15 protein-coding genes are annotated in these 17,410 nt (G+C 55.0%); 6 read left to right on the top strand and 9 right to left on the bottom strand.

The window, feature by feature from the left end; translation table 11 throughout:
• The first annotated feature begins 31 nt into the window (after window positions 1–31).
• The 6 genes from relA (at window position 32) to HP566_RS01265 (ending at window position 7,867) form a co-directional block, all read left to right on the top strand.
• Window positions 32–2,308, top strand: a complete 2,277-nt coding sequence (relA, locus tag HP566_RS01290) for a GTP diphosphokinase (RefSeq protein ID WP_249975447.1) — start codon at window positions 32–34, stop codon at window positions 2,306–2,308.
• Entirely contained in the window at window positions 2,308–3,144 is an 837-nt protein-coding gene (mazG, locus tag HP566_RS01285; RefSeq protein ID WP_249975446.1) for a nucleoside triphosphate pyrophosphohydrolase, read from the top strand. The genes relA and mazG overlap by 1 nt, the downstream gene beginning before the upstream one ends.
• A gap of 33 nt (window positions 3,145–3,177) precedes the next feature.
• Complete coding sequence (ppc, locus tag HP566_RS01280) at window positions 3,178–5,826, top strand: phosphoenolpyruvate carboxylase (protein ID WP_249975445.1); 2,649 nt, start codon at window positions 3,178–3,180, stop codon at window positions 5,824–5,826.
• An 85-nt stretch (window positions 5,827–5,911) separates the two neighbouring features.
• Window positions 5,912–6,457 carry a DUF924 family protein gene (locus HP566_RS01275; protein WP_249975444.1) on the top strand — a complete coding sequence of 182 codons (546 nt, stop codon included), beginning with the start codon at window positions 5,912–5,914 and terminating at the stop codon, window positions 6,455–6,457.
• Between the two features lie 39 nt (window positions 6,458–6,496).
• Window positions 6,497–7,567: a 23S rRNA pseudouridine(2604) synthase RluF gene (gene rluF, locus HP566_RS01270; RefSeq protein WP_249975443.1), complete on the top strand. Its 1,071-nt coding sequence runs from the start codon at window positions 6,497–6,499 to the stop codon at window positions 7,565–7,567.
• A 21-nt stretch (window positions 7,568–7,588) separates the two neighbouring features.
• Complete coding sequence (locus HP566_RS01265; RefSeq protein ID WP_284041252.1) at window positions 7,589–7,867, top strand: DUF1294 domain-containing protein; 279 nt, start codon at window positions 7,589–7,591, stop codon at window positions 7,865–7,867.
• 33 nt (window positions 7,868–7,900) lie between these two features.
• On the opposite strand, the gene HP566_RS01260 is transcribed toward HP566_RS01265, so the two are convergent.
• The 9 genes from HP566_RS01260 to HP566_RS01220 form a co-directional block, all read right to left on the bottom strand.
• Entirely contained in the window at window positions 7,901–8,569 is a 669-nt protein-coding gene (locus tag HP566_RS01260) for an anthranilate synthase component II (protein ID WP_249975442.1), read from the bottom strand.
• On the bottom strand, window positions 8,566–9,984 hold the full coding sequence (locus tag HP566_RS01255) for an anthranilate synthase component I family protein (RefSeq protein WP_249975441.1): 1,419 nt from the start codon (window positions 9,982–9,984) through the stop codon (window positions 8,566–8,568). The genes HP566_RS01260 and HP566_RS01255 overlap by 4 nt, the downstream gene beginning before the upstream one ends.
• Window positions 9,981–10,247: a Trp family transcriptional regulator gene (locus HP566_RS01250; RefSeq protein WP_249975440.1), complete on the bottom strand. Its 267-nt coding sequence runs from the start codon at window positions 10,245–10,247 to the stop codon at window positions 9,981–9,983. The genes HP566_RS01255 and HP566_RS01250 overlap by 4 nt, the downstream gene beginning before the upstream one ends.
• 148 nt (window positions 10,248–10,395) lie before the next feature.
• Entirely contained in the window at window positions 10,396–10,971 is a 576-nt protein-coding gene (locus HP566_RS01245) for a hypothetical protein (RefSeq protein ID WP_249975439.1), read from the bottom strand.
• Window positions 10,972–11,009: 38 nt separating this feature from the next.
• Entirely contained in the window at window positions 11,010–11,834 is an 825-nt protein-coding gene (locus tag HP566_RS01240) for a class I SAM-dependent methyltransferase (RefSeq protein WP_249975438.1), read from the bottom strand.
• A gap of 6 nt (window positions 11,835–11,840) precedes the next feature.
• On the bottom strand, window positions 11,841–13,544 hold the full coding sequence (locus HP566_RS01235) for an AMP-binding protein (protein ID WP_249975437.1): 1,704 nt from the start codon (window positions 13,542–13,544) through the stop codon (window positions 11,841–11,843).
• A 53-nt stretch (window positions 13,545–13,597) separates the two neighbouring features.
• Window positions 13,598–14,512 (bottom strand): hydroxymethylglutaryl-CoA lyase, encoded by a 915-nt coding sequence (locus tag HP566_RS01230; protein WP_249975436.1) that lies wholly within the window; start codon window positions 14,510–14,512, stop codon window positions 13,598–13,600.
• 15 nt (window positions 14,513–14,527) lie between these two features.
• Entirely contained in the window at window positions 14,528–16,567 is a 2,040-nt protein-coding gene (locus HP566_RS01225) for an acetyl/propionyl/methylcrotonyl-CoA carboxylase subunit alpha (protein WP_249975435.1), read from the bottom strand.
• Entirely contained in the window at window positions 16,564–17,397 is an 834-nt protein-coding gene (locus tag HP566_RS01220; protein WP_249975434.1) for an enoyl-CoA hydratase-related protein, read from the bottom strand. The genes HP566_RS01225 and HP566_RS01220 overlap by 4 nt, the downstream gene beginning before the upstream one ends.
• Between the last annotated feature and the right edge of the window lie 13 nt (window positions 17,398–17,410).

Raw genomic sequence — 17,410 nt, 5'->3', positions numbered from 1 at the left:
GGTTGTCACCCAGAAAGGATGAGTCATTGTCATGGTGAAAGTGCGTGAAGACCAGCCGCTAACTGAAAGCGGAAAGGTGGACATACAACAATGGTTAACGCGCCTTCAGGAAGATGTGCGCCTACGTGAACCTGAGCGTCTGCGACAGGCATGCGAGCTTGCCGAGCAGCTTGAGCGAGAAGCGCCCGGCACCCATCGCGTATGGCTTGCGCCTGGGTCGAGCTTCCGCATGGGGCTTGAAATGGCAGACATTCTTGCTGAACTCAAGCTTGATCAGGCAACGTTGGAAGCTGCTGTGCTCTACCGTGCTGTGCGCGAAGGGTTGATCAGTATAGAGGAAGTGGCCAAGCGTTTTGGTGACGAGGTTGCCAAGCTGATTGATGGCGTTTTACAGATGGCTGCCATCAGCTATCCATTGGCACCCAATCATGGCATGAGCCAGCATAACCAGCAGGAAAATCTGCGTAAGATGCTGGTCAATATGGTGGGTGATGTCCGTGTCGCGCTGATTAAAATCGCCGAACGTACCTGCGCGCTGCGTCAGGTAAAAGATGCCCCGCGGGAAAAATGTTTACAGGTTGCCCGTGAGGTTGCCGATATCTATGCACCGTTGGCACATCGCCTGGGTATTGGGCAAATCAAATGGGAGCTTGAAGATCTTTCGTTTCGCTATTTGCATGAAGACGAATATAAGGCGATTGCCAAGCTACTGGCTGAAAAGCGACTGGATCGCGATCGCTATATCCACGATGTGGTTGAAACGCTGAAAAGCCTGATGGAAGCCCAGCATATCCACCGCTATGACGTTAGTGGGCGGGCAAAGCACATTTACTCCATTTGGCGCAAAATGAAGCGCAAACGGATCGATTTTTCTCAAGTGCACGATGTGCGCGCGGTGCGTATTCTGGTACCCGCGGTGACCGATTGCTATACGGTGCTGGGGATTGTGCACTCGTGCTGGCACCATGTACCAAATGAGTTCGACGACTATATCGCCAACCCGAAGAAAAACGGTTATCAGTCTCTGCACACGGCAGTGATGGGGCCGGAAAATAAAGTGTTGGAGATACAGATCCGTACCTTCGCCATGCACGATGAAGCGGAGCTTGGGGTCTGTGCCCACTGGCGTTATAAAGGTCATGACACCAATGCCAAAAGCCGTAGTTACGAAGAGAAAATCGCCTGGTTGCGCCAAGTGTTGGAGTGGCAGGATGAAGTGGGCGGTTTTGGTGATCTTCGCGAAGGCCTTTCCAGTGATGTAGCGCCTGACCGCATCTATGTTTTCACACCCGACGGCCACGTGATTGACCTGCCGCGTATCGCCACGCCGATCGATTTTGCTTACCGGGTACACACCGAAATTGGCCACCGCTGCCGTGGGGCGAAGGTTAATGGCCGCATCGTACCGTTAACCTATAAATTGAAAACCGGGCAGCAGATCGAAATCCTAACGGCCACTAAAGGCGGGCCCAGTCGTGACTGGTTAAATCCTAGCTTGGGCTATGTGCGTACCTCCCGGGCGCGAGCCAAAATCCAGGCGTGGTTCAAACATCAGGCGAGGGACCAGAACCTTGATGAGGGGCGTGCACTGTTCGAACGGGAAATGCGTCGCCTGGATGTCGAAGGACTGGATCTGGCGAAGCTTGCCCAGGCGGTTAATTACCAAAATGCGGATGATATGTATGCCGCGCTGGGGGCAGGTGACCTGCGTATTGGCCAGGTGCTCCACCAGGCTCAGCAGCTGTTTGGCGAAACTGACGACCAGGAACAACTGGATCGCCTGCTGGCGAAGCCGCGCCGTCAGCCCAGCAAGGCCGCCAAGAGTGATATTACCGTGTTGGGGGTCGGCAACCTGAAAACCAGTATGGCCAATTGTTGCCGTCCTGTACCGGGGGAGCCGATTGTCGGCTTTATTACCCAGGGCCGTGGGGTGACAGTGCACCGCCAGGATTGCAGCAATATTCTCCAATTGCGGATGGAAGAACCCCAGCGCATTATCGAAGTGGAGTGGGGCGAGCGTGCTCATACCCGTTACCCGGTAACCATTGAGATTCAGGCCTGGGACCGTTCGGGGCTGCTGCGGGATGTTACCGGCCTCTTGGGAAATGAAAAGGTCAATGTGCTGGCCGTGAACACACTAACTGACACGGATGAAGGCATCGCCCGGCTGCGTATTACTCTGGAGGTGGATGGCCTGGAGTCACTAGGACGACTTTTCTCGCGTATCCAGCAGCTACCCAACGTGACCGAAGTCCGTCGTCTGCGTAATGCGGCCCCCGAAAAAGGCATCCGCAAGGGAGGCGCCTGATGGGTTATCGCCTGGAAGACTTACTAACGTTAATGACGGTACTGCGCGACCCAGAGCAGGGCTGCCCGTGGGATATCAAACAGGATTGGGACAGCATTGTACCCCACACTTTGGAAGAGGCGTATGAAGTGGCGGATGCCATCGAGCGGCGGGCTTTTGATGAGTTGCCCGGTGAGCTGGGCGATCTGCTGTTTCAGGTGGTGTATTACGCCCAGTTCGGTGCTGAAGAGCAGCGGTTCGACTTCCACGATATTATCGATACGCTTACCGCTAAAATGCTACGTCGTCATCCCCATGTCTTTCCCGATGGCACCCTGGCATCGCGTCGTCCCCCCGGCGTTAGCGCAGAGGAGGTGCAAACCAGGCAGGTGAATTCACGCTGGGAAGCACTTAAAGCAGATGAACGCGCTGAACGTGCCCAAAGTGCGCCTTCGGTACTCGATGATGTGCCGCGCACATTGCCCGCACTGAGCCGTGCGGCCAAGCTATCAAAACGTGCCGCAAGAGTGGGGTTTGACTGGCCGGATGCCCGCGGAGTGATGGATAAAATTCGCGAGGAGCTGGACGAAGTGGAAGAAGCGCTCGCCGCCGGTGATCAGCAGCATGTCCAGGAGGAGGTTGGCGATCTTCTCTTTGCCGTTACCAACCTGGCCCGCACCCTTGGGGCCAACCCCGAGCAGTGCCTGCGCACTACCAATGCGAAATTTGAGCGCCGCTTTCGTTATGTTGAACGTGAGCTTGCCAGCGTCGGGCGACCCTTGGCCGAGGCCTCGCTGGACGAGATGGAAGCCCATTGGCAAGCCGCGAAAGCACAAGAACAACAGACAACTTCTTAACTATCAACGCGATCCTGCAAGGAGGCCATGCCGATGAGTCACGACCTACACGAATCGCTGCGCGATAACGTACGCATTCTGGGCGATAGTCTGGGGCGCACGATTGCCGATGATCTAGGCCAGCCGTTTGTCGATAAAATCGAAACCATTCGTGCCCATGCCAAGCGGGGCCGCCAGGGAGATTCGCTGCAGCAGCGAGCGCTGATTGAGTACCTGCGCCAGCTCCCGGAGCGGGATTTATTGCCGGTAACCCGCGCATTCAACCAGTTTTTAAATCTTGCCAATATTGCCGAACAGCACTACCGGGCACGTTTTCGCCGGGTGGAGGATTATAAACCTGGCTCCCAGCCAGTATTGGGTGAGTTGCTGAGCCGGGCACAGCAGGCGGGAAATTCGCCACGCAAGCTGGTGGAAACGCTGGCTGATATGCGCGTTGAGCTGGTGCTGACCGCCCATCCCACCGAGGTTATTCGACGCACGCTGATTCAAAAGTACGATGCCATTGATGATTGCTTAACAGCGATCGAAAGCTCCGAGGATTACCCGGAACGCGGCGTACGTGCCCAGGGACGCCTGGAGGAGTTGATCAGTCAGGCATGGCACACCGATGAAATTCGCCACGAACGGCCTACCCCTGTGGATGAGGCAAAGTGGGGGTTTGCGGTGATAGAAAACTCCCTGTGGCAGGCTGTGCCGGACTTTCACCGGGATTTGGACAACCTGCTACTGGAGACGGCTGGCGAGCGCCTGCCCTTGGATGCGGCACCGATACGCTATGCCTCCTGGATGGGTGGCGACCGCGATGGTAATCCCAATGTGACGGCGCGGGTGACCCGCGAGGTTTTGTTACTGGGCCGCTGGATGGCCGCGGATCTCTATCTGCGTGATCTTGAACAGCTGAAAACCGAGCTTTCCATGTGGAAAGCCAACAGTGCGCTCAAGGCAGAGGTAGGTGATGTTACCGAGCCATATCGTGAGCTGCTCAAACGTCTGCTGGCTAAAATGGAAGCTACCCGTGACTGGGCCAAAGCCGAGCTGGATGGCCGCAATTACGATGGCGGCCCGATTATCGAGACCCGCGACCAGCTTTACGCACCGCTGCTAGCGTGTTACCGCTCACTGTGTGACGTGGGGTTGGATACTATCGCCAATGGTGCGCTGCTGGACACACTACGCCGCGTGGCAGTGTTTGGCGTTACCCTGACCAAGCTGGATCTTCGTCAGGAGGCCAGCCGCCATGCCCAGGTGATGGAAGAGCTCACCAGCACGCTGGGTCTGGGGCATTACCAGGAGTGGGATGAACAGCAGCGGCAAGCGTTTCTGTTAACAGAGCTAGCTTCACGGCGTCCCTTGATTCCACGCCGCTGGGAGTGCTCTGCTGAGTCTCGCGAGGTGCTTGAAACCTTTAAGGTGATCGCCCAGGAGCATGCGGAAGCACTGGGTACTTATATTATTTCCATGGCCGCTGAGCCATCGGATGTATTAACCGTTGCCCTGTTGATGAAAGAAGTGGGTGGTCAGGTGACGCTGCCTATCGCGCCGTTATTTGAAACCTTAAATGACCTGGACCACGCAGGCGATGTGGTGGATCAGTTGCTGGCACTGCCGGGTTATCGTGCGCTAGCGAAAGACCGGCAGGAGGTCATGATCGGGTACTCAGACTCTGCCAAAGATGCGGGTCAGCTAGCGGCTGCCTGGGCACAGTACCGTGCCCAGGAGGCACTGGTGAATGTGTGTGCAAAACACGGCGTTGACCTGACCCTGTTCCATGGCCGTGGTGGTACGGTGGGCCGTGGAGGCGGCCCGGCACACGCGGCTATCCTCTCCCAGCCCCCCGGCTCAGTCAATGGAAGCCTGCGCGTTACCGAACAGGGGGAGATGATTCGCTTTAAATTCGGGCAGCCGGATATCGCCCTGCGTTCCATGGAAATCTACGCCTGTGCGGTGTTGGAGGCAACGCTACTGCCGCCTCCGGCACCAGAGCCGCACTGGCGTGAGGAAATGGATCAACTGTCCAAAGTGGCTCATGCCGCTTATGTTGGCGTGGTGCGGGAGGACCCCGACTTTGTTCCCTATTTCCGCGCGGTGACCCCTGAAGGCGCTCTGGGCAGATTACCGCTAGGCTCGCGACCCACCAAGCGGCGCCAGGATGGGGGAGTGGAAACCCTGCGCGCCATTCCCTGGATTTTTGCCTGGACACAAATTCGGTTAATGTTGCCTGCCTGGTTAGGTAGCGGTGAGGCGTTTTCAAGGCGATTGGAGCAACCAGATGGTCGCGAAGTGTTGCAGGAGATGCGCACCCAGTGGCCTTTCTTTGGCACCTATCTGGATATGCTTGAGATGCTGTTGGCGAAAGCCGATGTTGCTATCGCCGCTTATTACGAGCACCGGCTGGTCGATGAACCATCACTCAAAGCGCTGGGTAAAAAGCTGCGTGAGCGTTTTGAACGGTTGGAGCATGTGGTGCTGGAGATTTTGCAGCAGGAGAAACTCCTGGAGAATACGCCGTTGATACGTCAGGCCATTGATGTGCGTAACCCCTATATCGACCCACTGCATGGTCTGCAGGCAGAGCTTCTGCAGCGTAACCGCGATGCCGATGGTGCCATCAGCCCGGACTTATCCCGGGCGCTGATGGTAACGATGGCAGGGATTGCGGCAGGGCTGCGTAATACGGGCTAAACCTCTTGTTTGGAGATAAGCGCCGCTACCATAAGTATTAAGTAGCGGCGCTGTTTGGCTTTATCACAGCGCAGGAGGAGTACAAGTGACAACGAGTGCCCAGGCCGTAATAACGTTCTGGTTCAATGAGCTAACGCCAGAGCAATGGTTTAACAAAGATACCGCAATGGATCAGCACATTACTCAGCGGTTCGGTAATGTGCTGGCTCGTGCCGCTGCCTGCGAGTGCTATGAATGGCGGCATACCGCCCATGGCCGGTTGGCTGAAATTATCGTGCTGGATCAGTTCTCTCGCAATATCTACCGGGACGATGCCCGCGCGTTTGCTAACGATGCCCTGGCACTGGCACTTGCCCAGGAAGCGGTGGCGTTAAAAGCCGATGATGCCCTTTCCAGTGTGGAACGCAGCTTTCTTTATATGCCTTACATGCATAGCGAGTCTGCCAAAATCCATGATATTGCAATGAAGTTGTTTGATCAGCCGGGGCTGGAAAGCAACCTGGATTTCGAGATACGCCACAAGGCGATTATTGATCGTTTTGGCCGTTACCCCCACCGTAATGCAGTGCTGGGTAGAGACTCCAGCGAAGAGGAAATTGCTTTCCTGCAGCAACCTGGCTCCTCTTTTTAGGCGAACCACCTTTTACTTCACTTTTGCCCATGGCGTTTTATGTCGTTACGAAAATCTACCCGCATCAATAAGTACATCAGCGAAAGCGGTCTTTGCTCCCGCAGGGAAGCCGACCGTTTTGTTGAGCAAGGCAATGTCTGGATCAATGGCCGCCGGGCAACGACGGGTGATCAGGTAGTGGCAGGAGATCAGGTAAAAGTAAATGGTCAGGAAATTGAGCCCCAGGAAGAGGAGGATCTGGTACTCATTGCGCTCAATAAACCAGTCGGTATTGTAAGTACCACTGAACCCAGCGAAAAAGACAATATCGTTGATTTTGTTAACCATGGTGTGCGTATTTTCCCTATTGGGCGGTTGGATAAAGACTCCCAGGGGCTGATCTTGCTTACCAATAACGGCGATTTGGTTAACAAGATCCTGCGTGCCAACAATCATCATGAGAAAGAGTACGTGGTGACGGTCAATAAGCCGATTAGCGATGAGTTTATTGAGGGTATGCAGGGGGGGGTGCCAATCCTGGGCCAGGTCACCAAAAAGTGTAACGTGCACAAAGAGTCGACGTTTGTGTTCACTATTACGTTGGTGCAGGGGCTTAACCGACAGATCCGCCGCATGTGTGAATATTTCGGCTATGAAGTGACACAACTTGTGCGCACGCGGATTATGAATGTTTCTCTTAAAGGGTTAGCCCTGGGGGACTGGCGGGACCTGAGCCCCAAAGAGATCGATACCATTATTGGATTGACCGAACGTTCGGAAGCTGCGCCGACGAAAAACAAATCCGCCAGACCCAACTATAGCGAGCGCTCAGGCACCGGAAAGGCAAAACAGTCAGCAGCAGGCAAGGGGCGGCGTCATAAGCCTGCCACACCGGGTGCAAAAGTTACGGGTGCCAAATCGCCTCTCAAAGGCAAAAAAACTGCCAGTGGAAAAGTGCGCACTGCTCCTAACGCTGGCGGAGCGGGTAAACCACATCCCAAGGCCAAAGCCTCAGGCACGGGCAAGCCCGGAGCAAAAGGTAAAGCAGGCGCGAAACCGGCGGGTAAAGGGCGTGTTGCTCGTGGTAGTAAACCCGCAGCAGGTGGTAAAGCTTCTACACGGCGCAAGTAACCCCATCTTTCGAGAGTCTCAATGGTGATTCCAGTTATCGCTTATTACGCTGTGATGAGCGTTCTCGCTTATGTTACCTACGCCGTTGATAAAAAGGCTGCTATTCATCGTCGCAGACGGGTAAGGGAGAGGACGCTACATCTGCTTGGAGTGTTAGGGGGATGGCCGGGCGCGCTGCTGGCTCAACAGCAACTGCGGCACAAAACCCGGAAAACCGCTTTCCTGGTTGGTTTTTGGCTATCGGTGGTGCTGAATCTGGCCTGCGTATGGTGGTTAATATTCCAGCTTGGAATTATTTAACCACCAACGCTAGTTTTGATGCCTACCTACCTCTTAATGAGCTGGCGCAAAGAGAAAATTAGCAATCAGCTCTTTGCCGCCCTCGGTGGCGAATGATTCCGGGTGGAACTGAATACCGTGAATCGGATAGTCCCGGTGCTTAACACCCATCAACTCAAATTCACCGACTGACGGCCAACGGTCGCGTTGTGCGAAACTGTCGGCATCCAGGGCGCCCACGGCGGCGGTTACTTCCAGGCAATCCGGTAGTGTTGCGGCCTCGGCAATCAGCGAGTGGTAGCGCATCACTTCAAGCTGGTCGGGCACGCCGTTAAATACCGAGTGATTGTTGTGGTTAACCGGACTGATTTTGCCATGCATGGGTAGTGGGGCTTTCACAACGTTGCCGCCGAATACGTGCACAATGCCTTGCATGCCCAGGCAAACTCCCAGCAACGGCGTGGTTTTTCCCAGCTTCTCAATTACTTCAGCGCATACGCCAAAATAGCGCGGGTCATCCGGTGAGCCGGGGCCGGGGGAGATGATGATGCGATCCGGGGCGATGGCTTCAATCGCTTTGAAATCAATCTGATTATTGCGTTTCACAATAATCTCAAAATGGGGCAATTCACCGCGGTTTTTTTCCGTGGTCAAAATCTCACCAATAAACTGGTACAGGTTATAGGTGAAGGAGTCGTAATTATCGATGATCAGCACCTTCATGCGTGGCTCTCCGTATCCATAAAGGGGGCAAGGGCTTTGCGGGTGCCAGCAAACTTGCGGCGGATCTCTTCGTACTCATCCTCAGCATTACTATCAAACACGTTACCACCGCAGGTTTGTACGTAGGCCCGCTCACCATTCACAAACACCGTACGGATGGGAATCGCAAAGGTGCAGTCGCCGTTAAAGGAGAACTGGCCAACCGCGCCACCATAGGGACCGCGACCATCGGTTTCCAGGTCGTCGATGATTTTCATTGCTTCGATTTTTGGGGCGCCGGTTAGCGTGCCCGCAGGGAAGTTGCTGGCCAGTGCCGTAAACATATCTTCCCCTTCGGCAATAATGCCGACGATCTCACTGGAAATATGCTGGACGTGGCTAAAGCGCTTAATGTCCATCAGGCTACGCACCTTCACGGTACCGAACTGCGCCACACGGCCAATATCATTGCGGTGTAGATCCACAATCATATTGTGTTCGGCGATCTCTTTCGGGTCGTTTAATAGGGCGCGGGCCAACTGGGTATCTTCATGAGGTGTTTGGCCCCGGGTGGTGGTGCCTGCCAAAGGGAAGGTCTCCATCTCCCCCTGGCGTAAGCGGAATAGTAGTTCTGGGCTGGCGCCGATCAGCTTTTGCTCGCCAAATTTGACATAGTACATTTGAGGCGATGGGTTAATCGTCCGCAACTGATCATACAGCGCCAGGGTATCGCCCTGGATACGAAAGCGCTTTTTGAATCCGACTTCGCACTGGAATACCTTGCCGTCGATAATATCCTGCTTCACTTTAGCCACTGCCGCCGCATGCTCCTCCCTGGACATGGTGTCGCCCAGGGCCGTAATGTGCAGTGGTCTTGCAGGTTCATCGTCAGCATCAATCAGCTTTTGTAGAAACTCGTAACGGCTATTGTCGTAATAGAAGTACGTCACTTCCCCTGTCATTTTGTCGAGGATCAGCCCATCCTTGTATAACCCGAAACGGAACGTGTCGAAGTCGTCGCTGGCTTTCAAGGTAAGCGATGGCTCGAAATAGTGCATGGCATCGTAGCCAAGGTAACCGCTCAGCCCACCGGCATACTTACGGGAAATAATGTTTTGTGGTATCAGGCTGCGCAGCAGCTCATAGGGGTTGTCGCTCTGATAGTGCTGGGCACTGCCGTTGCGGTCTTCAATCGTCAGCGTGTCGCCGTTGGCATACAGCGTGTATTCGGGGTCAAAGCCGATGATCGAGTGGCGTGCTATATGGCTGTCCTCACCCAGCGACTCCAGCATGTAACAGGTATCAAACTGCCGCTCAATTTTTTGAAACAGGGCAAAAAAATCGCAGTCCGCTGCCAGTGTTACATAGTGTGGTTTGCGCGGCAGGGTAAAAGGCTGTGGGCCAGGCGCTGAGGCGTGTGTATCAGCAGTTGTCATAGGTGATCATTCCGTGAAGAAGGAAGCGTCATTAACGCGCGTGAACCGCGGGAAACCGTAGCAATACCAACGCCCAGGGTTTCAGCAATTTTGCGGTGGGGCACACCCTCGCGCAGCAGCTTAAAAATCTGCAAACGTTTACTGATCTCTTGATACTCAGCGGGGGTTAGCAGGCTGGCTAATGCTGCATCCATTGCGTCCGCTGAGTCGATAGCGAGTAAATGGCGGACTAGCTCTGCCTGATAGTCGTCGTTTGAGGGCATGGTGCCACCGGATTATTGATGTACTAGCGTACTAGTACATTAACACGATGAAGGGAAACGTCAATGGGTAATTGATAGTGGAACAGGTAGTGAGCTGCCTGATAGCGAATCGTTGGGCAGCGGAATAGAAGTTCCTGGTGCACGCGCTTTAGAAAGGTAAGTGCAGAGAGGCGCTTAGCATATTGAGGTGACTGAGAGTGGGAGCATCAATGCGCTCGTATTCAAGACGGCTTACCAGATGGTTGATAGTCATGGTGGCGCCCAGGCCCTGTAGCCAGGCAGTACCGCCATCGTTTGCATAGGGCTGATCCGTTTCACCGCGCCATTCAGTAAGACCGGATTTCGCATACACGCTAAAAGCCCCCACACGAACACCCGCCACTATGGCGCCACCCACGCTAAGAGTATCCATAATCAAAGGGGTAACGCTTGATGAGATAGGTACTTCTTCACTTTCACGGTAGGCAAGTTCAGCGCCGATATCCAGATGTGGCAACCGCAAGGGGCTAAATCCTGCTGTTAAACGGAAGCCAGTGGTGTAGGTATCCAGGCTGCTCAAATCGCTGCCTTCCAGAATCACGCCATTCTCCAACTGAATGAGTTCACTACTGGGCGTGGCGTAGGCGATAGCAAGCGTACTGTCGTCGGCAAAAACGCTCAGTACAGGGATGGCTGAGCCGACAACACTGCATAGAAGCGTGCTTGCCAAGCGGCTTATAGGCATTCCTCATGTCCTTTGCCATGGGAGATATCCTAATCAGACTAGCAACAGGCGCTGATTTCTACCACATTAATTGCATCATTTGATAAATTTTCCAGCAGGTTGTTGCTCATTTCCACGAAGCGTTCGCCAAATACCCATTGAGGGGAGAGCACGGCTTTAGCGGTGGCCTGTTCTTTTTGCCCTTGGCGCTGACGCCACTCCAGTGCGGTACTGGTCCAGTCTTCACAGTGCAGCAGCTGCAATCCACCCTCTTTAAGTAATTGAAGTAGCATGGCGATATCTAAAAGATGCGAATGCTCTGGAGTGTCCGCCCAGGGAACCGGAAAGCGTAGATTGGCACTTTGGCCACCGCTGATGACTTCGTGCATTACCAGCTTGCCACCTGGGCGCAGTACCCGGTGGCACTCTGCGATGACTTGAGCAGGGTCTGGCATATTCATTAGACTGTGCTGAAACAGTACAGCGTCAAACGAATTGGCGGCAAAAGGTAGTGCACCGGCATTACCGGTTACCCAGCGCTGCGCCGCGCCGTTTTGATGTACGGCTATCTCACTTAGCGCTTTATTTAAGATGTTAAAGCGGTGGGTGATATCCAGCCCCACCATGTGAAACCCTAGTGCAGACCCCTGGCGCATTAGCCCGCCCAGCCCTGAGCCAATATCCAACACCAGGGAATGCTCAGCAACATCAAGCAGATTAAGCAGCCGTGCAGAGGCACTAATGCCGCCGATATGCAATTGATCCAGAGGCGCGAGCTGGTGGAGCTTTGGGCCATCGGGGTAGTGGCTGTATATCCGGGCAAGTACCTCATCAGCGCGCAGGGAGCGCTGATAGTGTTCTGCCAAAAGATGAGAGGTCGGCATGGCCACTTACGACTCCTGATCCAGGCCCAGCTCTTTTATCGAAATCTCGCGCATCTTGAATTTCTGGATTTTGCCGGTCACGGTCATCGGAAACTCATCCACGAACTTAAAGTAGCGCGGGATTTTGAAGTGGGTGATTTTGCCTTTGCAATACTCCCGCAACTCCTCGCCGGTCACCTCTCCCGCGGTGCTGTTCAGTTTCACCCAGGCAATGAGCTCTTCTCCATACCGTTTATCCGGTACACCGGTAACCTGTACATCGGAGATGGCCGGGTGGGTGTAAAGAAACTCCTCTATCTCTTTGGGATAAACGTTCTCGCCGCCGCGAATGACCATATCCTTGATACGGCCAACAATTTGTATGTAGCCCTCTTCATCCATGATGGCCAGGTCGCCGGTATGCATCCAGCCAGCTTCATCAATGGTCTCAGCGGTGGCTTTTGCGTTATTCCAGTACTTGAGCATAACGCTGTAGCCACGGGTACACAGCTCGCCGATTTCACCTCGGGGAAGAATGCCGCCGTTACCAGGGTCGACGATTTTGCTTTCCAGGTGCGGCTGGGTTCGGCCCACGGTGGAGACGCGTTTTTCGATGGTGTCATTGGCGCCGGTTTGGGTTGAAACAGGGCTGGTTTCGGTCATGCCATACGCAATCTGCACGCCCTTCATGTTCATCTTATTAATGACCTGCTTCATAATTTCTGCAGGGCAAATGGAGCCCGCCATAATGCCGGTACGCAGCGATGAAAAATCGGTGCTGGCGAAATCGGGGTGCTCCAGTTCGGCAATAAACATGGTCGGTACGCCATACAGCGCTGTGGCCTTTTGTTCGTGTACTGCCCGCAGCACTTTGCCAGGGTCGAAGCCTTCATCGGGATAAATCATTGTTGCACCATGGGTAACGCAGCCCAGGTTGCCCATAACCATCCCAAAGCAGTGGTAGAGGGGTACCGGAATCACCAGGCGGTCTTCGCTGGTAAAGCCCATGCTTTCGGCAACGAAAAAGCCGTTATTCAGAATATTGTGGTGGGACAGTGTGGCGCCCTTAGGAAAGCCAGTGGTGCCCGAGGTGTATTGAATGTTGATTGGGTCATCAAACTGTAGGGTGGCTTGCAGGTCGTTGACATCGGTTTGGCTGACCTTGTGGCCTTCATTAAGAAAATCAGCCCAGCGCCACATTCCCGGGTATTTCTCGTGGCTTAGGTTAATCACGCACTCTAGTTCGGGCAGTTTTGGTGCCTTCAGTTGACCTTCTGTGCTGGCCTTCAGCTCTGGGGCCAGCTCAAAAAGCATGGCGGTGTAGTCAGAGCTTTTGAACTGATTGGCGGTGATAAGAAAGCGTGCGCCAGACTGGTTAAGGGCATATTCCAGTTCGTGGGTACGGTAGGAGGGGTTGATATTGACCAGGATGGCGCCAATTTTTGCGGTGGCAAACTGGGTCAGTGTCCATTCACTACAGTTGGGTGCCCAAATGCCAACACGGTCGCCTTTGGTGACACCAATCGCCAGCAGGGCGCGGGCGCAGCGATTAACCTCTTCCTGGAGCTGTCGGTAGCTCCAGTGGATATTCTGGTGCAGTGCAATCAACGCGTCATTATCTGGATACTGGGTTACGATTTGATCAAACTTATCGCCAATGGTCATTCCCAATAGTGGTTTATCTGCAGTGCTGCTGGTATAGCTTGGCAAGGTGATAGCAGGTGATGCCATGGTATGTCTCCGATATTTTTTCTTGTCTGAGCGGAAAAGCAGGCAACGATGTTTTATTGTTGGTTACCGCCGCCATTCCTGGCTAATGCGACTTTTGAACTGGGTTTGCGGCCAAGTTGCCGGGTTATCCAATAGCCGGTGTCGATGACGGCCTGGAGATCCACGCCAGTGTCAATGCCCAGCCCTTCTAACAGGTAAAGCACATCTTCAGTGGCTACATTGCCGGATGCGCCCTTGGCATAAGGGCAGCCGCCCAGGCCTGCCGTGGCTGCATCAATGACATGCACGCCTTCTTCCATCACGGCGTAAAGGTTGGCAAGTGCCATGCCATAGGTGTCATGGAAATGGGCGGCCAGCTTCTCAATGGGTACCTGCTGGCGGGTTGCTTCAATCATGCGCTTGGCGGCGAGCGGTGTACCCACCCCAATGGTATCGCCCAGAGAAATTTCATAGCAGCCCATGTCAAACAGGGCTTTTGCCACTTCAGCCACTTTTTTCGGCGCAATATCGCCTTCGTAAGGGCAGCCCAGTACACAGGAAACATAGCCGCGTACCTGTACGCCTGCCTCCTTGGCGCGTGCCAGTACGGGTTCAAAGCGTGCCAGCGATTCGGCTATCGAGCAGTTGATGTTCTGCTGGGAGAATGCTTCCGAGGCTGCGCCAAATACCGCTACTTCCTCAACACCTGCCGCTAGAGCGCCCTCCAACCCTTTAAGGTTTGGGGTCAGAGCGGAGTAAACGACGTCAGGCCGTCGTTTTATACCGCGCATTACCTCGGCTGCATCGCCCATTTGTGGTACCCATTTCGGGGACACGAAGCTGGCGGCCTCTATATGGGTGAGGCCCGCGCTGGCCAGCCGATCAATCAGTTCGATTTTGATGGCGGTGGGTACCAGGGTGCCCGGTTCGTTTTGTAAGCCGTCGCGGGGAGCCATTTCAAACAGCTTAATAGCGCTTGGCAGTGCCATCAGAAGCCTCCTATTCTATTCGCTGGGAGAAAAGTCGAGCAGGACATCGCCCTGGTTGACGGTATCGCCCGCCTGGAAGTGAAAGGTGTCAACGCTGCCATCCACTGGGGCAGTCATTGTGTGCTCCATTTTCATTGCTTCCATCACCATGAGGGGCATGCCTTTCTCAACCGTTACCCCAGGTTCCACCAGTAGTGTTACCACGGTGCCGTGCATTGGGGCGGTTAATGTAGACTCCGCTTCATGGTGGCCGTGGTCGATAGCATCTATGCGCCGCCAGAACAGGCGTGTTTCGCCACTGGGTTCGGTCATCACCACCACGTGGCCATCGCGCCGAGCCTGTAGGCGTCGGCGGTGGCCATCCAGAGTGACCGCCACGGCGTCGCCAGTCAGTGGCTGCAGGCTGGCTGTGAAGGTTTCGCTGCCAATGGTCAGGTTCCAATGAGCGTCGCCGCTGTTGCGCTTGCCTTCTACGGTGACCACCGCTTCATCATTGGCGGCCGCTTGAGCGCTATCCGGGTCGCATAGGGCAATACGGATAGTATGGGGCGCGTTGACACGAAAGCCGTCATGCCGGTCCCAAGGGGAGTCGCTTTCGCACTCCTGGGCCAACTGGTGCAGGCCAATCAAGGCGGCACTGGCGTAAGCTTCCAGACGGTAGGTGCGTGGGGCAAATAGAGTGGCTTCATTGCGCTCAATAAAGCGCGTATCCAGCTCAACGTTTTTAAAGGCAGGGTGGTTAGCCAGTTTCTGAAGAAATGCACGATTAGTCACCACTCCCTGTACATCGAGCGCGGCCAAGGCACGATTAAGCGTGGCGAGGGCTGCCTGCCGATCAGAGCCGTGAACAATCAGCTTTGCCAACATGGGGTCGTAGTGCATGGAAACCGTATCGCCGCTATCGACACCGCTATCCAAACGTACGTGGTCACTATTAAGGCCTGCGCCCTCTAAATCCAGGGCAAAGCGGGTCAGCAGGCCGGTGGCGGGCAGGAAATCCTGGTCCGGGTCTTCCGCGTAGATTCGCGCTTCAAAACTATGGCCGGAAATCGTCAACTCATCCTGGGTACAGGGTAGTGGTTCGCCCATGGCCACTCGCAGTTGCCACTCCACCAGGTCCTGCCCGGTAATCATTTCGGTGACCGGATGTTCTACCTGTAGGCGGGTATTCATCTCCATAAAGTAGAACGAACCGTCGGCATCCAATAGAAACTCAACGGTGCCTGCGCCCACATAGCCGATCTCTTTCGCGGCACGTACAGCAGCCTCGCCCATGGCGGTGCGGAGCGCTGGTGTCATGCCGGGGGCAGGGGCTTCTTCGATCACTTTTTGATGACGGCGCTGAACACTGCAGTCCCGTTCGAAGAGGTACACGCCGTTGCCGTGGTAGTCACAAAACACCTGTACTTCCACATGGCGGGGCTGTACCAGGTACTTTTCGATCAGCATGCGGTTATCGCTAAAGGCTGCCAGAGACTCCCGGCGGCAACCCTCCAGTGCTGCCTGGAAGGCGCTGCCACTTTCCACCACCCGCATACCTTTACCGCCACCACCGGCACTGGCTTTCAGCATTACCGGATAGCCGATGCTATCGGCCTCGGTGCGTAACAGTTCATCACTCTGGTCGTTACCATGGTAGCCCGGTACCAGTGGTACACCCGCGTTCGCCATGCGGGCTTTGGCGGCGGACTTATCCCCCATGGCGGCAATGGCCGAGGCAGGAGGGCCCACAAAGGTAATACCTGCCTGCTCAAGGGCTTTAACGAAATTGCCGTTTTCTGACAGAAAGCCGTAGCCGGGGTGTATGGCGCCGGTACCGGTACGCCGGGCAGCCTTAATCACGGCTTCGACATTAAGATAGCTTTCACGGGTAGTGGCAGGCCCAATACGTACGGCCTCATCAGCTTCGCGCACATGGCGTGCGGTGGCATCCGCATCGGAGTAGACCGCTACGGTCTTTAGGCCCATACGGCGGGCGGTTCGCATGACGCGACAGGCAATTTCACCGCGGTTGGCGACCAGCAGGGTGTCGAATGTATGTAATTCAGAGGTCATGAACGGGGCTCCGCAGCACTGTTTTCTTGTTGAGCCCAAGCCGGGCGGCGTTTATCAAAAAAGCTGGACAGCCCCTCTTGGCCCTCCTGGCTTACCCGCAGCTTGGAAATCACCTGACAGGTGTGCTCACGGGTAGCGTCGCTATCCGGTGCCTGGGCCACACTTGCCAGCAGGGCTTTAGTTGCCCGCTGAGCCTGGGGTGAACCCGTCAGAAGAGTGGTCACCATGGCTTCAACGGCACTGTCCAGCGTCTCGTGTGCCACAATCTTGTGGGCCAGGCCGAGCTTGAGAGCCGTTTGGGCATCCATGATTTCAGCAGTGAGTGCATAACGGCGCGTTTGACGCTCCCCCAGGGCACGCTGCACATAGGGGCTGATGACAGCGGGCGACAAGCCGATTTTTACTTCCGACAGGCAGAATGTTGCCTGTTCGGATGCAATCACCACATCACAGCAGGCAGCCAGACCCACTGCGCCTCCATAAGCTGCGCCCTGAACCCGGCACACAGTGGGGCAGGGCAGCGTATCCAACCCATGCATCAGGGCCGATAGTTTGCGGGAGTCGGCGAGATTACCCTCCAGGTCGTAATCGACCATGCGCTTCATCCAGTTCAGGTCGGCACCGGCAGAAAAACTCTTGCCCTTTGAACCCAGTACCACGGCACGCACTTCTCCTGCTGTTGCACCGTCATGCAAATAGCTGAGGTGGGCGTTTAGCTCTGCGATCAGGCTATCGTCAAAGGCGTTATGTACCTCTGGGCGGTTAAGCAGTAACCAGGCGACGCCGCGCTCGTCGATTCGAAGGTTTGAAAATGCTGTTGTACTTGTCATTCATTAAGCTCCT

The sequence above is a fragment of the Vreelandella olivaria genome (assembly GCF_023507745.1).
Lineage (GTDB): Bacteria > Pseudomonadota > Gammaproteobacteria > Pseudomonadales > Halomonadaceae > Vreelandella > Vreelandella olivaria_A.
The sequence above is the reverse complement of the archived record's forward strand: the minus strand, read 5'-3'. Positions and strand labels throughout refer to the sequence as shown.

Coding starts and splice junctions, on each gene's coding strand:
- HP566_RS01250 (WP_249975440.1), bottom strand. CDS start 10,247: ATGCCCTCAAACGACGACTATCAGGCAGAGCTAGTCCGCCATTTACTC.
- ppc (WP_249975445.1), top strand. CDS start 3,178: ATGAGTCACGACCTACACGAATCGCTGCGCGATAACGTACGCATTCTG.
- HP566_RS01240 (WP_249975438.1), bottom strand. CDS start 11,834: ATGCCGACCTCTCATCTTTTGGCAGAACACTATCAGCGCTCCCTGCGC.
- HP566_RS01255 (WP_249975441.1), bottom strand. CDS start 9,984: ATGACAACTGCTGATACACACGCCTCAGCGCCTGGCCCACAGCCTTTT.
- relA (WP_249975447.1), top strand. CDS start 32: ATGGTGAAAGTGCGTGAAGACCAGCCGCTAACTGAAAGCGGAAAGGTG.
- HP566_RS01230 (WP_249975436.1), bottom strand. CDS start 14,512: ATGGCACTGCCAAGCGCTATTAAGCTGTTTGAAATGGCTCCCCGCGAC.
- HP566_RS01235 (WP_249975437.1), bottom strand. CDS start 13,544: ATGGCATCACCTGCTATCACCTTGCCAAGCTATACCAGCAGCACTGCA.
- mazG (WP_249975446.1), top strand. CDS start 2,308: ATGGGTTATCGCCTGGAAGACTTACTAACGTTAATGACGGTACTGCGC.
- HP566_RS01265 (WP_284041252.1), top strand. CDS start 7,589: ATGGTGATTCCAGTTATCGCTTATTACGCTGTGATGAGCGTTCTCGCT.
- HP566_RS01220 (WP_249975434.1), bottom strand. CDS start 17,397: ATGACAAGTACAACAGCATTTTCAAACCTTCGAATCGACGAGCGCGGC.
- rluF (WP_249975443.1), top strand. CDS start 6,497: ATGTCGTTACGAAAATCTACCCGCATCAATAAGTACATCAGCGAAAGC.
- HP566_RS01225 (WP_249975435.1), bottom strand. CDS start 16,567: ATGACCTCTGAATTACATACATTCGACACCCTGCTGGTCGCCAACCGC.
- HP566_RS01260 (WP_249975442.1), bottom strand. CDS start 8,569: ATGAAGGTGCTGATCATCGATAATTACGACTCCTTCACCTATAACCTG.
- HP566_RS01245 (WP_249975439.1), bottom strand. CDS start 10,971: ATGCCTATAAGCCGCTTGGCAAGCACGCTTCTATGCAGTGTTGTCGGC.